We start from the raw sequence: 17308 nt of genomic DNA on the forward strand, positions 1-17308 counted from the left end.
CCTGATCCGACCCGATTCGACCGCCCCGCCTTGTCCGAGCGATCCGATCCCCCCGGGGGCCTCGCCCCCCTTCCCGAGCCGACGGGACCCGAGCTGATGGCCGAAGTCAACACGCTGCCCCGAACCTCGATCGCCGGCCGAACCCCCGAGCCGGGGGCCGCCGCCTGGGTCGGGCCCGACGAGCTCTCCCGGCTCTTGCACGAGGCCTACGCCCCCATCGCCCCCTGGCTGGCCGAGGCCGAGCGGATCTACCGGGAAGAACTGGGCAGCCGCAGCGACTACGTCCAGCGCCTCGTCGAGCACGCCTCCCGGTTTCGGGGCAAGCAGCTCCGCCCGGCCCTCGTGCTGCTGACGGCCCAGGCCTGCGGCGGCGTCCTGCCGGCGCATCCGGTGGTGGCGGCCGTCGTGGAGATGATCCACACCGCCACCCTGGTGCACGACGACATCCTCGACGAGGCCGACGTCCGCCGCCACGCCGCCACGATCAACGCCGAGTGGGGCAACGAGCCCGCCGTCCTGCTGGGGGACTACCTCTTCACCCACGCCTTCCACCTGGCCGCCTCGCTCGAATCGACCTATGCGTGTCGCGTCATCGGTCGCGCCACCAACCTCGTCTGCGAGGGGGAGCTGCAGCAGATCCACCACCGGGGGGACCTCGACCTCGACGAGCAGTCGTACTACGAGATCGTCCGAGGCAAGACCGCCGAGTTGACGGCCGTCTGCTGCCGACTGGGGGCCCATTACGCTGGGCAGCCTCCCGAGATCTGCGACGCCCTTGACCGCTTCGGCCGGGACCTGGGGGTCGCCTTCCAGATCGCCGATGACCTGCTCGACCTCTGGGGAGAGGAGGTCGCCACGGGCAAGACCCTCGGGACCGACCTGCAAAAGCAGAAGCTGACCCTCCCCGTCATCTTCCTCCTGCGATCGGCCGACCGGACCGAGGCCGACGCGGCCCGACGGCTGGTGGCCTCCCCCTCCGCCGAGTCCCGGAGGAAGCTGCGTCCGATGCTCGAATCCTCCGGGGCCCTGGAGTACGCCTGGGATCGCGCCCGAAGCTTCGTCGAGTCGGCCCGCCTGGAGCTGGCCGCCCTGCCCGCCTCCCCAACACGGGAAACCCTCGCCGGCCTGGCCCAACTGGTCGTCCGCCGCTGCTTCTGACCGGACCCGACCCGGATCGGCTCCGTGCCGTGCCCCCTCCTGGGGTCGAGCGGTCAGCCGGAGGCAAGCGCCGCCCCACGTTGCTTCCCAGCAACGGGAACCGCCTCCGAATTTTTTCCCGGATTCCCCCGCACAACCCCCGGGTGTTGAACGCTAGATTGAATATGGTCGACGGCGGATCTCGTCATCGCCGACACGAACACGGTCGAGGACCCGCACCGCCGTGTGCGAGGTTGCCAATGTCCACCCCACTCTCTCCCCCCGATTCGGCATCCGTCCCCATGGAGGCGACGGAGGATTCCTTCCGATCGGTCGTCCCCACCGTGGGACGGCCCTCCCTGCGGACCCGGGTCCGGGCCCTGGACCGGTCCTCCCTCACAACGGGCCAGAACGTGCGGATCGACGAGAAGATCTACCGACGGATGGTCCAACTGGGGCTCTCCCAGCAAGCCCTCTCCCAGAAGTCCGGGGTCAGCGACTCGGAGATTTCCCGCCTGCTCAACGGCCAGTCCAAGCGTCCAGGGCTCCACAACATCCTGAGGCTGGCCCGCGCGCTGGAGGTCTCGCTCGACTACCTGGCCGACGACGAACTGGCGACCGATCCCCGAACCGGAGTCGATCCCCTCTCCGGGGATGAACGCCACCTGCTCGATCGCGCCCGGCAGATCGGCCTCCGAGAGGTCGAGATGATCCTCGACGCCACCCGGGTGCTCGGCTTCGACATGGCGATCCGACGACTCTACGGGCTCGACGGCAGAGCCGAGCCCGACCATGCCGGCGCGAAGGATCTGAGCCGGCCCTGAGGCTGAGGACCTTCCCTCGGTTCCGCTTCCGTGATCAACGGCGCCGGTTCTCGTCGCTGGCGGCCCCCGCCGGCCCGGGCAACAACGCGATGATCTGCTCCCGGCGCACCGGCTTGGTCAGGAAGTAGTCGAAGCAGTTCCCCCCCGACTCGTCCTGGACGGGCCGATCCGCCGTCCCTGTGATCCCGATCAGCAAAGGCGCCGGGCCCCGCTGCTCGCGACGAATCTCCCGAGCCAGGGTCTGGCCGTCCATCACCGGCATCTGCAGGTCAATCAGGACCACTCCCGGCCGGAAGTCCTTGACCATCCGCAGCGCCTCGGTCGTATCGGGGGTGACCCGGACGTTCCAGCCGAGTCGGCCAATCAGCAGCCCCAGCGCCTGGACCGATTCCGGGTTGTCGTCCACCAGGAGCGCATGGCGGTTGAGGTCGCCCAGGTCCATGCCATTGGCCCGGGAGACCTCCGGAACAACCAGACCGGAGCGTCGGACCAGGGAGAGGGGCAGGTCGACGACGAAGGGAGGCCCCGTCCGCACCCGGCCCCCCAGCCGATCGGCGAGCTTCCGGCTCAGGAAGAGGTCTAGGTCGATCCCGGGGGCCACGGCGGGCCGAGGCACGCCCCCCCGGTCCTCGGCGTCGAAACGCAGCTCGAACCGGTCGCCCGCCTCCCGGTAGTCGATCCGGACCTCGGACCCGCGCTGCTTCCCCTTCCGGACGTAGATCAGGGCGTGGCGGACCAGGTGCTCGAGCCTCCTGGCGTCGATGTGCATCCAGATGGGGCCGGGAAGCGCGGCTCGGACGAAACGGGACGAGGAATCCCCCAACTCGACCTTCGCGCGGTCGGCGGCACGATCGAGCGCCGCCCCCAGCTCGACGACCTCTCGCGTCGGGCTGATCGGCTCCGAGTCGATCCGGGCGACCTCGGAATAGTCGTCCAGCAGCCCGGTCATCCTCCGGCACAACTGGTCGAGCAGCTCGATCGTCCGACGCTGGCCGAGCCCCCCGTTCCCCGCCTGGAAGCTGAGCACCTCCACCGCGTTGCTGATCCCCCCGAGCACGTCCCGGAGATTATGACCAACGGCTTGCATCAGGTTCGAGAGCTGCCGGAGGTCCTCTCGAGTCGCCTCCCACGTCGCCCGCTCGGCGGCCCGACGGACCGCCTTGCTCAGCCGGGAGGGCCGGTCCCTCCGGACCACCGAGAACGCCCCCGCCCTGCGCAGCCGACGGCAGGACACCGGGTCATCCCCGTCGGCGAGGATCACCACCGTCGGCCGCCCCGGTTGCCGAACGATGTCCGGCAGCCATCGCATCGCGTCCGCCTCGGGAGGCCGGTGGGACGCGATGATCACCTCCACCCCCCCCGCCGCGATCCCCTCCAGCTGCTCCTCCCGCTCCAGGAGCAAGGTTTCCACCCGACACGGCACCTCCCGGGCTGAGGAACGGACGACTTCGGCCTCCTCCGTCCTCACCTGCAAGAGAGCCCATCGCATCGAATGGGGCATCGCTTCGCTCCATGCCCGTCCCGGAAGCGAGGCCGTCCGATGTTCCTCGCTACTTCTTACTATAGCAGGAGGATGGGCCGTGACAAGCACAGTCGCCAGCTTTTAAATAAGCGTTCAGGGTACGAACACTCATCCGGGAAGGGAGCTGGGGTGGCCTGGGGAGGCGGGTTCAAGGTGTTCACTCTTAAGGAGATGAGGCGAACGGCCATCTCCGGGGGGAGGCGCGGGGACCGGCGGTGACGGGTTAGAACTCCTTGCGCTGGCGGCTCGAGGGGATGCGCAACGCTTTTCGATACTTGGTCACGGTGCGTCGGGCGACCGTCAGTCCCTGGCGGCCGAGTTCCTCGACGATCTCCTCGTCGGAGAGGGGCTTGCTCTTGTCTTCTTTCGCGATGATTTCGGTGAGCTTTTGCTTGATGGTGTCCCAGGCCACTTCCTCTCCGTCGGCGCTGAGGGTGCCGCCGCCGAAGAATCGTTTCAGGGCGAAGATCCCCCGAGGGGTCTGGACCCACTTGTCGTCGACCGCCCGGCTCACGGTGGTGACGTGCACGCCGACCTGATCGGCGATCTGCTGCATCTTCAGGGGCTGGATCGCCTCGGGCCCCTTGTCGAGGAAGTCGCGCTGGTGGGCGATGATCGCCTTGGCGACTTTCAGCAGGGTGTTTCGTCGCTGTTCGATCGACTCGATGAGCCAGCGGGCGGACTGGAGCTTCTTTTGGATGAAGGCGCGGGCGGCGGGGTCGCCGTTGCGGTCCTTGAGCATCCGCTGGTAGCGCCGGGAGATGGTGAGCTGGGGGGAGTGATCGTCGACCAGCCGGACCTGGTAGTCGCCGTGCTCGTCGGGCTCGACGATCAGGTCGGGGACGACGTACTGGGCGGTTTCCGGGTGGTAGCGGGCCCCCGGCTTGGGGTTGAGCCGTCGCAGTTGCTCCAGCCCCTCCTTGATCTCGGCCAGGGTCAGGCCGGACTTCTTCTCAATCGTCGGCAGGCGGTTCTGCTGGATGTCGTCCAGGTGGTCGCTGATGAGCACCCGGAGCACGTCGACGTGGGGAGTCTCCGGCGTCAGTTGCAGCAGCAGGCACTCGCGCAGGTCCCGGGCGCCGACGCCGGGGGGGTCGAGCCCCTGGACCAGCTTCAGCGCCCGCTCGGCCTCCTCGAAGGTCACCGAGCCGCCGGCCATCCGGACCAGGTCGGTGAGGTCCAGCCCGGTCAGATACCCGTTCTCGTCCAAGTTGGAGATGATGGACTCGGCCAGCCCTCGGACCGACGGCGGGATGTCGGGGAAGGAGAGCTGCTCGGTGAGGTAGTCGTGCAGCGAGGGGGGACGCGACGCCATGTTTTGCATGGCATCGTGCTTGCGGTCGGATTCTTCGGCCAGCGCCGCCCGGCTCGGGCGGTGCATCTCGCCGGAGGTGTCCCAGTTGTCCCAGTCGTCGTAGATCTCCGTCTCGTCGGGCTTGTCCTCCTCCTCGGCCGGGGGCTCCTCCACCTGGCCTTCGGGGGCGACGGACTCGCGGAGATCCTCGAGCAGCGGGTTCTCAATCAGCTCCTGGTCGATCCGCTCCTGCAGCGCGAGCCACGGGAGTTGCAGGATCTCCATCGATTGAATCATGCGGGGCGCCATGCGCATCCGCATGTCGGTCCGCAGTTGCTGCGATGTGTCGAGCCGCATACGCCACGAGCTTCCGCTTGGAGACCCGAACGCGAATCGTCCGTGAGTGGGATCCTGGTCGGACCGAACCGGGCCGACGACCGTCGCCCTCCCGGCCCGTCGTCGCCCGCGGCGAGCGGACGCCGGCCGGTTGGCGAGCAAATACCATACCATGAAGGTGTCGGGCTGGCGAGGGGGTTCCTCCGAAATTGGCCGGCCCGGGGACCGTCGCGGACTGCGTTCCCCGTCTCGGGACCGCGCGCCGACGTCCGCAAAAAACATACCACGGGCCCCGGGCCTGACGCGGGGGTGTTCCCCGGAATCGACCCGCCGGCCCGGGCCGATCAGAGACGCTGCCGCCCTTGCAGGGCGTCGGCCAGCATCTCCTTGTTGGCGAATTCCAAGGAACCGCCCGAGGCCAGCCCCCGGGCCAGCCGGGTGATCGCGACGCCCAGCGGCGCCAGGCGGTCGGCCACGAGTCGGGCGGTGGCGTCCCCTTCGAGGGTCGGGTTGGTCGCCAGGATGACCTCGCGGACCTCGCCGCCCTGGACCCGCTCCTCGAGCGATTTGAGGTTCAACTGGTCTTCAAAGACCCCCTGCAGGGGGGAGAGTCGGCCGAGCAGGACGTGATAGGTCCCTCCGAAGGAGCCGGCGTTTTCCAGGGCCATCAGGTCCCGGGACTGTTCGACGACGCAGATCACCGACCGGTCCCTCCTCGGGTCCCGGCAGATGGCGCAGCGGGCCTGGCCGGACTCGGTCAGGTGGGCGCAAACCTCGCAGTGCCGGATCTGGTCCCGGGCCGCCCGGACGGCCTCGGCCAGCTCGATCGCCTCCTCCACCGGGCAGCGGAGCAGGTGGTGGGCCAGCCGCTCGGCGCTCTTGGCGCCGATGCCGGGCAAGCGTCCCAGGGCTCGGACCAGACGGTCGACCGTCCCGGAGGCGGTCGGCGATGGGGGAGGGCCGCCGGGCAGCGCGCTCACGGTCGTCCTCCGCCGGGGAAGAGCGCGTCGAGGCCGGACATGCCCAGGCCCAGGCCGCCGGTCATCGCTCGGGCGGCCTCCTGCCTCGCCTTCTCGATCGCCTGGTTGACGGCCGAGGTGACGAGGTCCTCGAGCAGCTCGACGTCTCCGTCCGAGACGAGCTTCGGGTCGATCCGGACCGAGATCAGCTCCAGCCGTCCGTTGGCGACGGCCTTGACCGAGCCGCCGCCGGCCTCTCCCTCGATCCGGAGCGCTCCCAGTCGCTGGGAGGCCTGCTCCATCTGCTCCCGGAGCTTGCCGGCGTTCCGCATCAGCTCGGCAAGGTTGCCCAGGTTTTCGAACACGGCATGCTCTCCCGGTCGGTTCGATTCGGGTGGAAGAGGAAGACCGCCAGAAGAGCGACGGTCGGGCCGCCGTCCCCTCGGGCGGGGGATCGATCGTCCGGTCGTCAGTCGTCGGAGTCCTCGCGATCGTCCTCGGGATCGGCCCCAGCCCCGGCCCCGGGACGGCCCGAGTGCTCGGGCTCGGGACGGGCGTCGACCCGACGAAGCTGGGCCTCGAACCGGGAGACGAGCTGGCGGGCGAAGTCGTCGTCCAGGATGGCCCGGTGGGCCTCGGAGCCCGGCTCGGAGGCCGTCGAGGCCGCCGGCCCGGCGGCCTCGCGCTCGAACCGGAAGCAGACGGGCCGGCCGATCGCCTCGGAGAGCTGCGACTCGATCCTCGACCGCAACTCGGGCGCCTCGCACCGATCCGCCAGATAGTTATAGGCCGGCGGCACGGGGACGACCACCACGCCCGGGGATTCCAGGCGGGCCGGCTCGAGCTTCCGGAAATGGGCCGGCAGCTTGTAGTCCTCCGCCCGTTCCGCCAGTTCCGCCCAGGCCTCCCGGAGCCGATCCATCGGATCGCTTCCCGAGGGGACCGCCGGCTCGGGAGCGGAGGGACGCTCGGCCTCGATCTCGGCCTCGGCCTCGGCCGCGGAAGCCCTGGTCACGACCTCCGGCGTCCTCTCGTGCCCGTTCGTGCCGGGACCGTGATCGACCGATCGCCTCGGTGCCGGCGATGCGGGCATCGCTGCCGAAGTCAGCGGCTCAGCGGACTTTTTTTTTCCGCCGTCTCCCCCGGAAGCTGGCGATCTCGGCTCCATTCCCGAGAGCAAAGCGATCACCTCGCGCAGCTCGGCGAGGTCCTCCAGCCGGGCGACCCGGCAGAGTGCCAGTTCGACGAGCAGTCGGGTGTGCGGGCTGCCCCGGAGCCTCCCCCGGGCCTCGGCGAGGATCTGCTGGGCGGCCAGGATCGTGTCCAGGGACCATCGCCTCGCCAGGGCGGCGATCCGCTCCCGCTGGCCGGGAAGGGCGGCCAGGGCGGGCACGTCGGCCCCGGCGGCGATGACCAGCACGTCCCGGAGGAACTCGATCGAGGAGTTGAGCACGTCGGTCGGCTGGACGCCGTCGTCGACCGCCCGGTCGAGCAGTTGCAGCGCCCGGCCGGCGTCCCGGTCGGCCAGGGCGTCGAGCAGGTCGAGTACCCGGTCGTCACCGGCGATGCCGAGCACCTGGTGGACGCGGTCGGCCGTCAGCCGATCTCCGCCGGACGAGAGGAGCTGCTCGAGCAGCGACTGCGCGTCCCGCATCGAGCCGGCCGCCCTTCGGGCGACGACGTGCAGTGCCTCCCGGTCGGCCTCGACCCCCTCTCGATCGCAGATCGTGGCCAGTTGATCGACGATCCGCTCCGGCCCGATGCCGGCGAAGTCGAACCGCTGGCAGCGCGAGAGGACGGTGATCGGGATCTTGTTCGGCTCGGTGGTGGCGAAGACGAACTTGACGTGGCTGGGGGGCTCTTCCAGCGTCTTCAACAGGGCGTTGAAGGCGCTGGTCGAGAGCATGTGCACCTCGTCGATGTAATAGATCTTGTACCGAGACCGGATCGGCCGCAGGCCGGCCCCCTGGCGCAGCTCTCGGACCGACTCGACGCCGTTGTTGCTGGCGCCGTCGATCTCGATGACGTCGGTGTCCTCGCCGGTGGCGATCCGACGGCAGGTGTCGCACTCGTTGCAGGGGGTCTCGGTTGGCCCGCCGCGCTCGCAGTTCAGCGCCTTGGCGAAGATGCGGGCCATCGAGGTCTTGCCGACCCCCCGGGTGCCGCTGAACAGGTACGCCTGGGCGACGCGATCCAGCCGGATCGCGTTCCGGAGGGCCCGGACGACGTGGTCCTGGCCGACGACGTCCTCGAACCGCTGGGGCCGGTAGCGCCGGGCGACAACCGTGTACGCCTCAGCCCCGGCCCGAGCCCCGGAGGCGTCGGGCGAGGGCGATCCGAGCGATGTGAGGGAGGTGGTCCGGGCCACGGGAGGCGCTCCGTCGAGCCGTGGGGACCAGGGCAGGGGAGGGGGCTGCTTCGAACCGGACCCGGTCCCCCTCGCTCTGGTGGGTCGTCGCCGGTCGATCCGCGCTCCGCCGCCACCCGGGACCAGGCGGATCATGCGCGATCGCGATCCGATCACTCGGCCCGAAGGGGACCGGGAGAGCCGGGGAGGTGCTCCCGGGCACATCGAGGTCGCGCTTATGGCTGCTGCGTTCCCGCCCTGACCAGGTTCACGCGCCTCAATTGCCCGGGTCCCCCCCGGCTCACCCGGGCCCCCTCGGACGGGGGATCGGGATCGCCCTGCGGGCCGACCCGGCGGAAGGGCTCAATTTACCCGCTGCCGCTCCCCTCCGCAAGGTGGGCGGGGCGAAATCACGGGACATCCGTATCCTTACGCGCCGTCGGCCCCGGTGGTTCGGTGCTTTGGCCGGTCGCTCGGCCCGGCGGGCGCCCCCGCTCGCTCATCCCTCCTCGGGGCTGACTCCTTCCGGCCAGCGGACCTCGGGGGAGGGGAGGCCGCCGGCGATCGGGTCGGAGGGCCAGGAGAGCGTGACCCACCAGCCGAGCAGGGCGAGCAGGACATACGTCACGATCGTCGCGCCGACCGACTTCGAGGTGAACTTCAACGCGGTTCCGAACGCCCGGTTCACGCGACGGCCGGCGAGGTCGACGCTGCACCACTCGTCCAGCACCAGGTGCGAGAGGAACCCGAGCGTCACGGCGGCGGCCATCAGCAGCCGGATCGGATGCGAGTCGGACGGATATCCCAGATAGGTGATCGCCCCCCAGATGCCGGCGGTCGGGAGGCTGTGGTTCATGCCCCGGTGGACCGTCAGCCGGGCGAGCGACCGGCGGAGTCCGTGCCGGACCAGGACGTAGGTCAGGATCGCCGCCCAGAGGTGCAGCTCGAACGGGACGACGGCCTCGGTGTCGTCGATCCCCTGCCAGACGGCCACCGCCGCGAGGATCCCGAGCAGGCCGCTGAAGCCCCGGAGCTGCACGGAGCTGTCCGAGTCGAGGTCGGGCAACAGGCCTCCCACGGTCGTCAGCAGGGCCGCGACCGAGCCGTAGAGCCAGTGCAGGCCCGTCACCACTCCGGCTCCCCAGGCGAAGAAGATGCCCAGGAAGCTGGCGAATCCCACGTGCTGGCGAAAGTTCCCCATCGCGCTCACGCTGCCTTTCGCGATCGATCGGCCCGGAGTCGAGGTTCCGACGGCCGCCCATCCTAGCGATCCGGCGCCGGGAGTCGAGCCGGGGGGGGGTGGTTGGTTGGGCTCGCTGGGCTGGGCGGGCGTTCGTTCTCCCGCTCCGGGATCGCCGGATCGATCGCGGGAAGCCGGGGAGCGGGTTCCCCGGCGGATCGGCCCGTGTTAGGGTGCCGGGCGGCCGGAAGGGCAGGGGGCTGGATCGCGAGATCGCCATGGCCGAGACCGGGATGCCGACGTCTGGAGGCAAGCCGACGCCCCCTCCCCTGGAGGTTCCGGCCGGTGGCCGGGTGTACTACCCCGGCCTCGACGGCCTTCGGGCGGTGGCGATCGCGCTGGTCTACCTGTTCCACGACCGGGAATTGAACGTCCTGGAGCAGCTCTCGACGGGGCTGGAGCTTCCGCTGGCGCTGCTGCTCGACCCGCTCCTCCGGCTGGCCGGGCTCCCGGAGGTGTCGTTCCGTGTCCGAGGCCTGGTCTCTCCGCTCCGGGAGAACGGTTGGATCGGCGTCAACATCTTCTTCGTGCTCAGCGGCTTCTTGATTACGACGCTGCTGCTTCGGGAGCGGGAGCGGTTCGGCCGGGTTGACCTGAGGGCGTTCTGGGTGCGCCGCATTCTCCGGATCTGGCCGCTCTATCATCTCGTGGTCCTCATTTGCTTCGTGATCACGCCGCTGGCCCGCGTCGCGGTGGGGCTGGAGCCGGGCCCCTGGCGGGAGCAGGCCGAACGGCTGCCGGCCTTCCTCGCGTTCCTGGGGAACTGGTCGATGGCGATCGGCGGGCCGGTGGCCTCGGATTCGATCTCGGTGCTGTGGAGCGTTTGCGTCGAGGAGCAGTTCTACCTGTTCGTGCCGCTGATCGTCTCCCGGGTGGGGGGACGCTGGCGGATCGTCCTGGTGGCGGGGCTGATGGGGCTGGGTATCTCCTCCCGATTCGCGCTGGCCGAGGCGGGATCGACCGGGGTCGCGCTGCGGTACAACACGCTGGCGAACCTGGACACATTGATGGCCGGAGTGATGCTTGCGCTGTGCTCCCGGCACGGGAAGGCGGGGATCGGCGGGGGAGCCTGGTCGCTCTGGGTCACCAGGGGGGCGGTTGCCGCCGGAGCGACGGCCGTCTACGCGATTCCCCTCGGCTACGCGGAGGAGGGCTGGAGGAGGGCGGCCGAGGAGGTCCTGGTCTGGTCCTGGGCGGTGGCGCTGGTGGCGTGGGCGGCATCGGATCGCGACGCGACCTCGGCCTGGCTCCGCAGGAGGACCCTGGTCTGGCTCGGCCGGATCAGCTATGGGCTGTACCTGTACCACGAGATCGCGCTGGGCCTCGTTTCCTGGGCGTTTCGTCGCCTTCCCGCCTTCCCCGAGGCCGGCCTGATCGCGTCGCTCTCGGCGCCGGCGCTGACGATCGGCCTGGCGGCGGCCTCGTACTACGGGTTCGAGCGGCCGTTCCTGAGACTCAAGGGGAGGTGGACCCGGGTGCCGTCTCGTCCGGTCGACGGGGAGCGGGAGGGATCGGAGCGCCTCGAGGGGGCCGGGCATGGTAGGATGTCCGCTCCCGGGCCTTCGACCGGGCCGCCTCCCGCCGACTCCTCCCCGACGCCGAACCAGCCGTGATCCGCCCCCCTCGCCATCCGGTTGCTCGACTCGTCGCGATCGTCTCTCCCGCGGTCGTCCTCGCGATCGCCGTGGCCCAGGTTGTCTTTTCCCGAGTCGCCGGCCCGTCGGGTCCGGGGCGAGGGCCGACCGTCGCGGTGCCGAGGGCCGGACAGTCCGACTGGGTGGTCGACCACTCCCGGTACGTCTCCCGGGCCATGTCGGGGCCGGCCCCCGTCCTGTTCCTGGGAGATTCGATCACCCGGGGCTGGCTCGGCCCGGCGCTCGACGGCAACGACCGGCGGCTGAACCGCCTTTGGCTCGGCCGCTTCGCCTCCCGCCGGGCGGCGAACTTCGGCATGGACGGCGACCACGTCGAGCACCTGCTCTGGCGGATCCGGCACGGTGAGCTGCCCCGGATCGAGCCCGAGCTGATCGTCCTGTTGATTGGCACGAACAATATCGGGCTCGACCCTCCCCAGGAGATCGCCAAAGGGGTGGTCGCCGTGGTCGACGAGATCCGCCGGCGATGCCCGGGATCGCTCATCCTCGTCATGGGCCTGCTGCCCCGAGGCACGACCCTCGGCCACGGCCAGCCGCCGATCTCCCTCGCCCCCGACCCGAGGATTGCCGCCATCAACCGCCTGCTGGAGCCGCTGGCCGATCGTCCCGGCGTGGCCTTCCTCGACATCGGCGACCGCTTCATCGGCCCCGACGGCCTGCTCAACCGCCGGTTGCAGCCCGACCTGCTCCACCTCTCCTCCGAGGGCTACGCCCTCTGGGCCGACGCCCTCGAGCCGATGGTCCGCCTCCTGGTCGGCCCCCCTCCCGAGAGGGAGCACGCCAGTCCCGGCGAGCGTCCCCTCCGTCCGGGCCTCGCGTCGGGATCGGGATCGGGATCGGGGCCGATCGACCCGGATCCCGCCCCACACCCGGGACCGCCTTCCGGTTGATGGGGAGGCGGGGGATCCTGCGTCTCGGGTCGGCTGGCCTTGGGCCCGGCGGTCGGCCTCCGGGGCGATGATCGCCGGCACTCGGGAGCCGATCCACCCCTGCCTTGGCCGGGGCCAGTGCCGGGGGAGATCCGACGGACGAGCCGGCTCGCCGTCGGGCGATCGGCGACTGGCCGGGCACTCCCAGCCGAGCGACGGTCGTCCTCTCCTCGACGACGGCCAGGACGACAGGGACGCCGATGCCTTCCGGCTCGCAGCGACCGAGGAGAGCCGGGCGCCGGGCGTGTTGTCCTCGCCTCCGGCGCTTCGGCCGCTTCGACTCGTCCTCTTCGATCCTGCCCCGTGTTCCTCCCCCCATTGAACCGCCAGGAGGGCGTGACGACTGTCCTGGAGTCGCGCGGTCGGGCCTTCCCCAGCGCGAGGGGAAACGAACGAGAGGCCCGGGTCCGGCGCCGGTCTGGTCGAGAGGCGGCGATGATCGAAGTCGAGGATCTCAAGTTGACCTACCCGGGAGCGGCGACTCCGGCGGTCCGAGGCATGTCCTTCGAGATCGCCGAGGCCGAGGTCTTCGGAGTGCTGGGTCCGAACGGGGCGGGTAAGTCGACCTTGCAGAAGATCCTCATCGGCCTGCTCCGGGGTTGGCGAGGGCGGGTCGAGGTCCTCGATCGGCCGCTCCAGGACTGGAAGGCCGACGACTACCGGACGATCGGGGTCGGCTCCGAGATGCCCAACCACGACCTCCGGCTGACCGCTCGGGAGAACCAGCAGTTCTTCCGATCGCTTCACGACGGCGAGACGCAGTCGGTCGAGGAGGCTCTGGCGCTTGTCGGGCTCGAGGACGAGGCCGACAAGCGCGTCTTCGCCTTCTCCAAGGGCATGAAGATCCGCCTGAACATCGCCAGGAGCCTCTTGCACCGGCCCCGGGTCTGGTTCCTCGACGAGCCGACGGCCGGGCTCGACCCGGTCAACGCCGTCGCCATCCGGGTTACGCGGGGGGGATTGCCGCCTCGATCCGCGGCGGGATCGCGCTGGGCTCGTGGTGGTCGCTGGTGCCCCTGGTACCGCTGATCGCCCTGCTTTTTCACCGCACAGCGATGGAGGATCGCTTCCTGGGAGAGGGCCTGGACGGATACGACGACTACAGCCGGAACGTGCGGTTCCGCCTGGTGCCCGGACTCTGGTAGGATCACGATTGAAACGATTTGTGTTCTTTGTTGTTTTGTTTGTGACGTGTTGCTTTGCGATGGCGTCCTGGGCCTCGGCGCTCTTGGTTGTTCATCTCGGTCGTTTCCGGCCGCGGTTCTGTGAATTGAACCGATTGTCTTTTATCACGGCGGCGCGGCGTTCGTATCTCATCCGGATCGTCGAGCCCGGGACCGGTTCGGCCGACGAGGAGCCGGGTCGACCGATCGCGATCGGGTGCGGGGGGCTCCCATGGGACAGGAACCCGACCAGACGAGGGCGAGTCCATCGGGATCGAGCCCGGAGGGACCTCGGGCGGCGAGCGACCTGATTCCGCTGGTCTACGACGAGCTGCGGCGACTGGCGGCGCTGCGGCTGGCACAGACGCCGGCAGGGCCGTCGCTCCAGGCGACGGCCCTCGTGCACGAGGCGTACTTGCGCCTGGTCGGCGACGGGACGGGCCCCCTCTGGGATGGCCGGGGCCACTTTTTCGCCGCCGCGGCCGAGGCGATGCGGCGGATCCTGGTCGAGAATGCCCGCCGCAAGCGTCGGCTGAAGCGGGGAGGCGGTTTCCGTCGGGTCGACCTCCAGGAGCCCCCGGCCCTCGATCCGGATGAGCACCTCCTGGCCCTCGACGACGCGATTGACCGGCTTTCGGCCGAGGACCCCGTGGCGGCCAAGGTCGTCGAGCTTCGCCAGTTCGCCGGCCTGGGGCACGAGGAGGTGGCCGCCGTGCTCGGGATCACGGTCGACCTGGCCCGGAAGAAGTGGACCTACGCCCGGGCCTGGCTTCGGGACGACCTGGGAGACTGAACCGCCTCGCAGTCGTCGGCACCTCGCCTCGCCGAGCCCCTCGCCCCCCGAGGACCTCGCCATGCCCCCGGATCCGAGCCTCGTCCAGAGCGTCTTCCTGCGGGTGGTCGAGGAGAACGACCCCGGGGAGTACGCCGATGCCCTGGATCGGGCCTGTGCCGGGGATGCGCTGTTGAGGAGCCGAGTCGAGGCGCTGTTGAGGGCCCACCTGCGGCCCGACGATCTGCTCGATCGTCCGGTGGTCGGGCCGGCTGGGCCCTCGATCGATCCGATCGATCGGGGCTCCGGCTGGTGGTCTTCTTCCGACGGGAACCGGACCACGCCCATTCCCCCGGCTCCTGGCTCCGGAGGGCCACCGGAGCGGGCTGGGCCCGTGCTGCCGGCCGTGGAGGGTTACGAGCTCCTCGGCGAGCTGGGCAGAGGCGGCATGGGGGTCCTGTACAAGGCCCGGCAGGTCAAGCTCGACCGGCCGTGTGTCCTGAAGATGATCCTGGGGGGGCCCACGCCCGGCCGGAGGCCGTCTCCCGGTTCCTGGTCGAGGCGCAGGCGATCGCCCGGGTCCGCCACTCGAACATCGTGCAGATTTACCACATCGGCGAGCGGGACGGGTTGCCCTACCTGGAGCTGGAGTACGTCGAGGGCGGCGGCCTGGACCGGCTGCTCGACGGCACCCCCCGGGCCGCCGGCTGGTCGGCCGGGCTGGTCGAGCCGCTGGCCCGGGCCGTGGCCGAGGCCGACACCCACCGCCGACAGATCAACGCCATCCGGGCCCGGACCTGGGCCGACCGGGCGATCCGCCCGATCCGGGCCGTGCTTGCCGACGACTCCTGGCCCGGCGGCCTCCCACTCCATCCGGGCGGGCGCCACCTGATCGCGACCACCCTCATCGACGGCTCCACTCGGGACGCCGAGCACGGGCTCTGGGACCTCGACCGCGAGCTCTCCCTGCCGTTCCCCGACGGCTCGACCAAGGCGACGGCCGCCTCCTGGAGCCCCGACGGCCGATCGATCGCGGTCGCCGCCGGGGAGGGGGGCGTAAGCCTCTGCTCGTTCCCCGAGGGAGGGACGACGACCCGGATTGCCTTTCCCGGCCGGGTCCGCCTTCTGGAGTTCAGCGCCGATGGCCGCTTCCTGGCGATCGCCGGAGGCGACCTCGCCCGGGTCTGGGACGTCGAGGCCGGGGCGTTCGCGACCCCGGCCCTGGAGCACGAGAACACGGTTGCGGGCGCCTGCTTCAGCCCCGACGGCCGGACGATTCTGACCTGGGGCATGGGCAACGACCTCCGCTTCTGGGAGGCCGATTCGGGGAGGCCCCGCTTCGCCCCCGTCGTTCACGGCGACACGTGCCACGACGCCCGGTTCTCGCCGAGCGGCCGGCTCCTGGCCGTGGCATCCTACGACGGCTCGGTCCGCGTCCGGGACTCCCAGACGGGGGCGGTCGTCGCCGAGCTGCCGGAGCACCCGGATCTCGTCTACTCCGCCGCCTTCAGCCCCGACGGTCGGCGGCTCGTCTCGGCCTGCCGGGATCGCCAGGTCCGGGTCTGGGACTGCGAGAAGGGCGAGCCCCCACCCCCGCCTCGGCGCAGGCCGTATACGACAACCTGGATTTCTCCTACGCGTTTCGAGCGTTCATGGACAGCCTTCGGGGCGTCAGCATCCAGGCGATGCGCGAGGGCCTCCAGGGCCTCGGAGTGCGGGACAACGAGGTCCTGGTCTTCTCGGAGCTCATGGATGCGAACTCGTTGTTCCTTACGGCCAACGCCGACACGATCTCTGTCATGGGCACGCTGGACCTCTCGGACGGGCCAGTGGTGCTGGAGACTCCTCCCCGGTTCCTCGGGGCGGTCCAGGACGCCTGGTTCCGCTGGGTCATCGACCTGGGGATGGCCGGCCCCGACCGGGGGGAGGGGGGGAGGTATCTGATCGTGCCCCCGGGATACCAGGGGACGCTCCCGGTGGGCGGGTACTCCATCGCTCGGGCCCGGATCACCGGCATCCTGTGGTTCGGCCGGTCGTTCCTCGAGGACGGCCGCGATCCGGGCCCGGTGGTCGAGACCATCCGAGCGTCGACCCGGGTCGATCCCTACGTGCCAGGAGGCGTCGGTACGCCGATCTCCGAATTCCTCGCCGGGAGGTCCGGGCTGGCGACGGTCTCTCCGCCGCCGCCGACAGTCTTCCACGAGGGCAGCGGTCAGCGGATGAACACCATTCCGCCCAACGACTGGACCTTCTTCGAGATGCTCGACACGGTGGTGCAGCGCGAGCCGGCCACCTCGATCGACCCCGAGCCGATGGGGCCGATCGCCGCGATCGGCATCATCAAGGGGAAGCCGTTCGCCCCGGACGCCCGCATGAGGAGGATCATGACCGAGGCGGTCGCCCTGGCGAACGCGAGCGCTCGCACCCTCTTCATGAGCCCGCGCGACCCGAGCTGGTACTACTACCCCGACTCCTCCTGGTTCAACTTCCTCTTCGAGACCGGGTACCAGTTCGAGACGCCGATTCCCGAGATCACCCCTCGGGGAGCCCGGCCCTTCCCGCCCTCGGGCTACCGGACGATGGACGCTCGCTCAAGCTTCTTCTACTCCATCACCGGGATCACCCCCGCGATGGCGATGCGCCTCACCGGGGTCGGCTCGCAGTACCTCCTGGCGATCAAGGACGCCGACGACAACGACCTCGACGGCTCGAAGACCTACAAGGTGACTCTGCCCGAGGGGATCCCCGCGGCCAACTTCTGGTCGCTGACGGTCTACGACCCGATGACGCGGTCGATGCTCGACACGCCGCAGCGCTACCCGAGAGCCCGCAGCCAGAGCTATCCGTCCCCCGCCGCCGAGCCGGACGGCGACGGCTCGACCACCGTCTACTTCGCCCCCGCCCCTCCCGAGGGCGTCGGCCGAGGCAACTGGATCCAGACGACCCCCGGCAAGGGATGGTTCGTGATCCTCCGCCTGTACAGCCCGCTCGAGCCGTTCTTCGACAAGAGCTGGCGCCCGAGCGAGATCGAGCCGGTCGACTGACCGGCGGGTGGCCGCCCGGCTTCGGGCCGCCGACACTCCCCCGCCCCCCTCGCCGCCCGGCCAGGCGGCCAGAGCGCGTCTCAACC

The 17308-nt window shown here is 70.3% G+C and carries 14 protein-coding genes, 1 other RNA gene and 1 pseudogene; 9 read left to right on the forward strand and 7 right to left on the reverse strand.

The features are described from left to right. Together TsocGM_RS22345 and TsocGM_RS22350 are read left to right on the forward strand one after the other, a co-directional pair. The coding region (locus tag TsocGM_RS22345; protein WP_391733011.1) for a polyprenyl synthetase family protein at positions 1–1158 on the forward strand (1158 nt) is incomplete at its 5' end. Between the two features lie 239 nt (positions 1159–1397). Then, positions 1398–1961 (forward strand): helix-turn-helix domain-containing protein, encoded by a 564-nt coding sequence (locus TsocGM_RS22350; protein WP_158633709.1) that lies wholly within the window; start codon positions 1398–1400, stop codon positions 1959–1961. A gap of 34 nt (positions 1962–1995) precedes the next feature. Here TsocGM_RS22350 and TsocGM_RS22355 read toward each other — a convergent pair whose 3' ends face one another. From TsocGM_RS22355 to TsocGM_RS22385, 7 genes are all read right to left on the reverse strand, one after another. Then, complete coding sequence (locus TsocGM_RS22355) at positions 1996–3462, reverse strand: hybrid sensor histidine kinase/response regulator (protein ID WP_126727686.1); 1467 nt, start codon at positions 3460–3462, stop codon at positions 1996–1998. Positions 3463–3706: 244 nt separating this feature from the next. After that, positions 3707–5134 carry an RNA polymerase factor sigma-54 gene (gene rpoN, locus TsocGM_RS22360; RefSeq protein WP_126727687.1) on the reverse strand — a complete coding sequence of 476 codons (1428 nt, stop codon included), beginning with the start codon at positions 5132–5134 and terminating at the stop codon, positions 3707–3709. A 323-nt stretch (positions 5135–5457) separates the two neighbouring features. After that, on the reverse strand, positions 5458–6084 hold the full coding sequence (recR, locus tag TsocGM_RS22365) for a recombination mediator RecR (protein ID WP_126727709.1): 627 nt from the start codon (positions 6082–6084) through the stop codon (positions 5458–5460). Positions 6085–6089: 5 nt separating this feature from the next. Continuing rightward, a complete protein-coding gene (locus TsocGM_RS22370) occupies positions 6090–6437 on the reverse strand; it encodes a YbaB/EbfC family nucleoid-associated protein (RefSeq protein WP_126727688.1) in 348 nt (115 codons plus the stop codon). 104 nt (positions 6438–6541) lie between these two features. Next, positions 6542–8440 carry a DNA polymerase III subunit gamma/tau gene (gene dnaX / locus TsocGM_RS22375; protein ID WP_158633710.1) on the reverse strand — a complete coding sequence of 633 codons (1899 nt, stop codon included), beginning with the start codon at positions 8438–8440 and terminating at the stop codon, positions 6542–6544. 179 nt (positions 8441–8619) lie between these two features. Then, an RNA gene (gene ffs, locus TsocGM_RS22380) (signal recognition particle sRNA small type) lies at positions 8620–8717 on the reverse strand. 201 nt (positions 8718–8918) lie between these two features. Continuing rightward, positions 8919–9629: a metal-dependent hydrolase gene (locus TsocGM_RS22385; RefSeq protein WP_126727690.1), complete on the reverse strand. Its 711-nt coding sequence runs from the start codon at positions 9627–9629 to the stop codon at positions 8919–8921. Between the two features lie 263 nt (positions 9630–9892). Between TsocGM_RS22385 and TsocGM_RS22390 the strand changes: the two genes are divergently transcribed. From TsocGM_RS22390 to TsocGM_RS22415, 7 genes and pseudogenes are all read left to right on the forward strand, one after another. Further along, complete coding sequence (locus TsocGM_RS22390) at positions 9893–11272, forward strand: acyltransferase family protein (RefSeq protein ID WP_126727691.1); 1380 nt, start codon at positions 9893–9895, stop codon at positions 11270–11272. After that, positions 11269–12204 (forward strand): GDSL-type esterase/lipase family protein, encoded by a 936-nt coding sequence (locus tag TsocGM_RS22395; protein ID WP_126727692.1) that lies wholly within the window; start codon positions 11269–11271, stop codon positions 12202–12204. Before TsocGM_RS22390 ends, TsocGM_RS22395 begins: the two co-directional genes overlap by 4 nt. A 474-nt stretch (positions 12205–12678) precedes the next feature. Then, a complete protein-coding gene (locus tag TsocGM_RS22400) occupies positions 12679–13272 on the forward strand; it encodes an ABC transporter ATP-binding protein (protein ID WP_126727693.1) in 594 nt (197 codons plus the stop codon). Then, positions 13254–13388, forward strand: coding sequence for a hypothetical protein (locus tag TsocGM_RS27725; protein WP_261341649.1), 135 nt, complete (start codon positions 13254–13256; stop codon positions 13386–13388). The genes TsocGM_RS22400 and TsocGM_RS27725 overlap by 19 nt, the downstream gene beginning before the upstream one ends. A 250-nt stretch (positions 13389–13638) precedes the next feature. Next, positions 13639–14199 (forward strand): ECF-type sigma factor, encoded by a 561-nt coding sequence (locus tag TsocGM_RS22405; RefSeq protein WP_126727694.1) that lies wholly within the window; start codon positions 13639–13641, stop codon positions 14197–14199. A 1269-nt stretch (positions 14200–15468) separates the two neighbouring features. Beyond that, positions 15469–15696 (forward strand): annotated as a pseudogene (locus TsocGM_RS27310) (WD40 repeat domain-containing protein); the annotation flags it as partial. Between the two features lie 230 nt (positions 15697–15926). Further along, on the forward strand, positions 15927–17222 hold the full coding sequence (locus TsocGM_RS22415; protein ID WP_199756870.1) for a DUF1254 domain-containing protein: 1296 nt from the start codon (positions 15927–15929) through the stop codon (positions 17220–17222). Positions 17223–17308 lie beyond the last annotated feature (86 nt).

It is taken from the genome of Tautonia sociabilis, from assembly GCF_003977685.1.
Lineage (GTDB): Bacteria > Planctomycetota > Planctomycetia > Isosphaerales > Isosphaeraceae > Tautonia > Tautonia sociabilis.

What these genes read in the sequence shown, in the direction of transcription:
- TsocGM_RS22405 (WP_126727694.1), top strand. Translation starts at nt 13,639, where the DNA reads ATGGGACAGGAACCCGACCAGACGAGGGCGAGTCCATCGGGATCGAGC.
- TsocGM_RS22390 (WP_126727691.1), top strand. Translation starts at nt 9,893, where the DNA reads ATGCCGACGTCTGGAGGCAAGCCGACGCCCCCTCCCCTGGAGGTTCCG.
- TsocGM_RS22350 (WP_158633709.1), top strand. Translation starts at nt 1,398, where the DNA reads ATGTCCACCCCACTCTCTCCCCCCGATTCGGCATCCGTCCCCATGGAG.
- rpoN (WP_126727687.1), bottom strand. Translation starts at nt 5,134, where the DNA reads ATGCGGCTCGACACATCGCAGCAACTGCGGACCGACATGCGGATGCGC.
- TsocGM_RS22355 (WP_126727686.1), bottom strand. Translation starts at nt 3,462, where the DNA reads ATGCCCCATTCGATGCGATGGGCTCTCTTGCAGGTGAGGACGGAGGAG.
- TsocGM_RS22415 (WP_199756870.1), top strand. Translation starts at nt 15,927, where the DNA reads ATGGATGCGAACTCGTTGTTCCTTACGGCCAACGCCGACACGATCTCT.
- TsocGM_RS22400 (WP_126727693.1), top strand. Translation starts at nt 12,679, where the DNA reads ATGATCGAAGTCGAGGATCTCAAGTTGACCTACCCGGGAGCGGCGACT.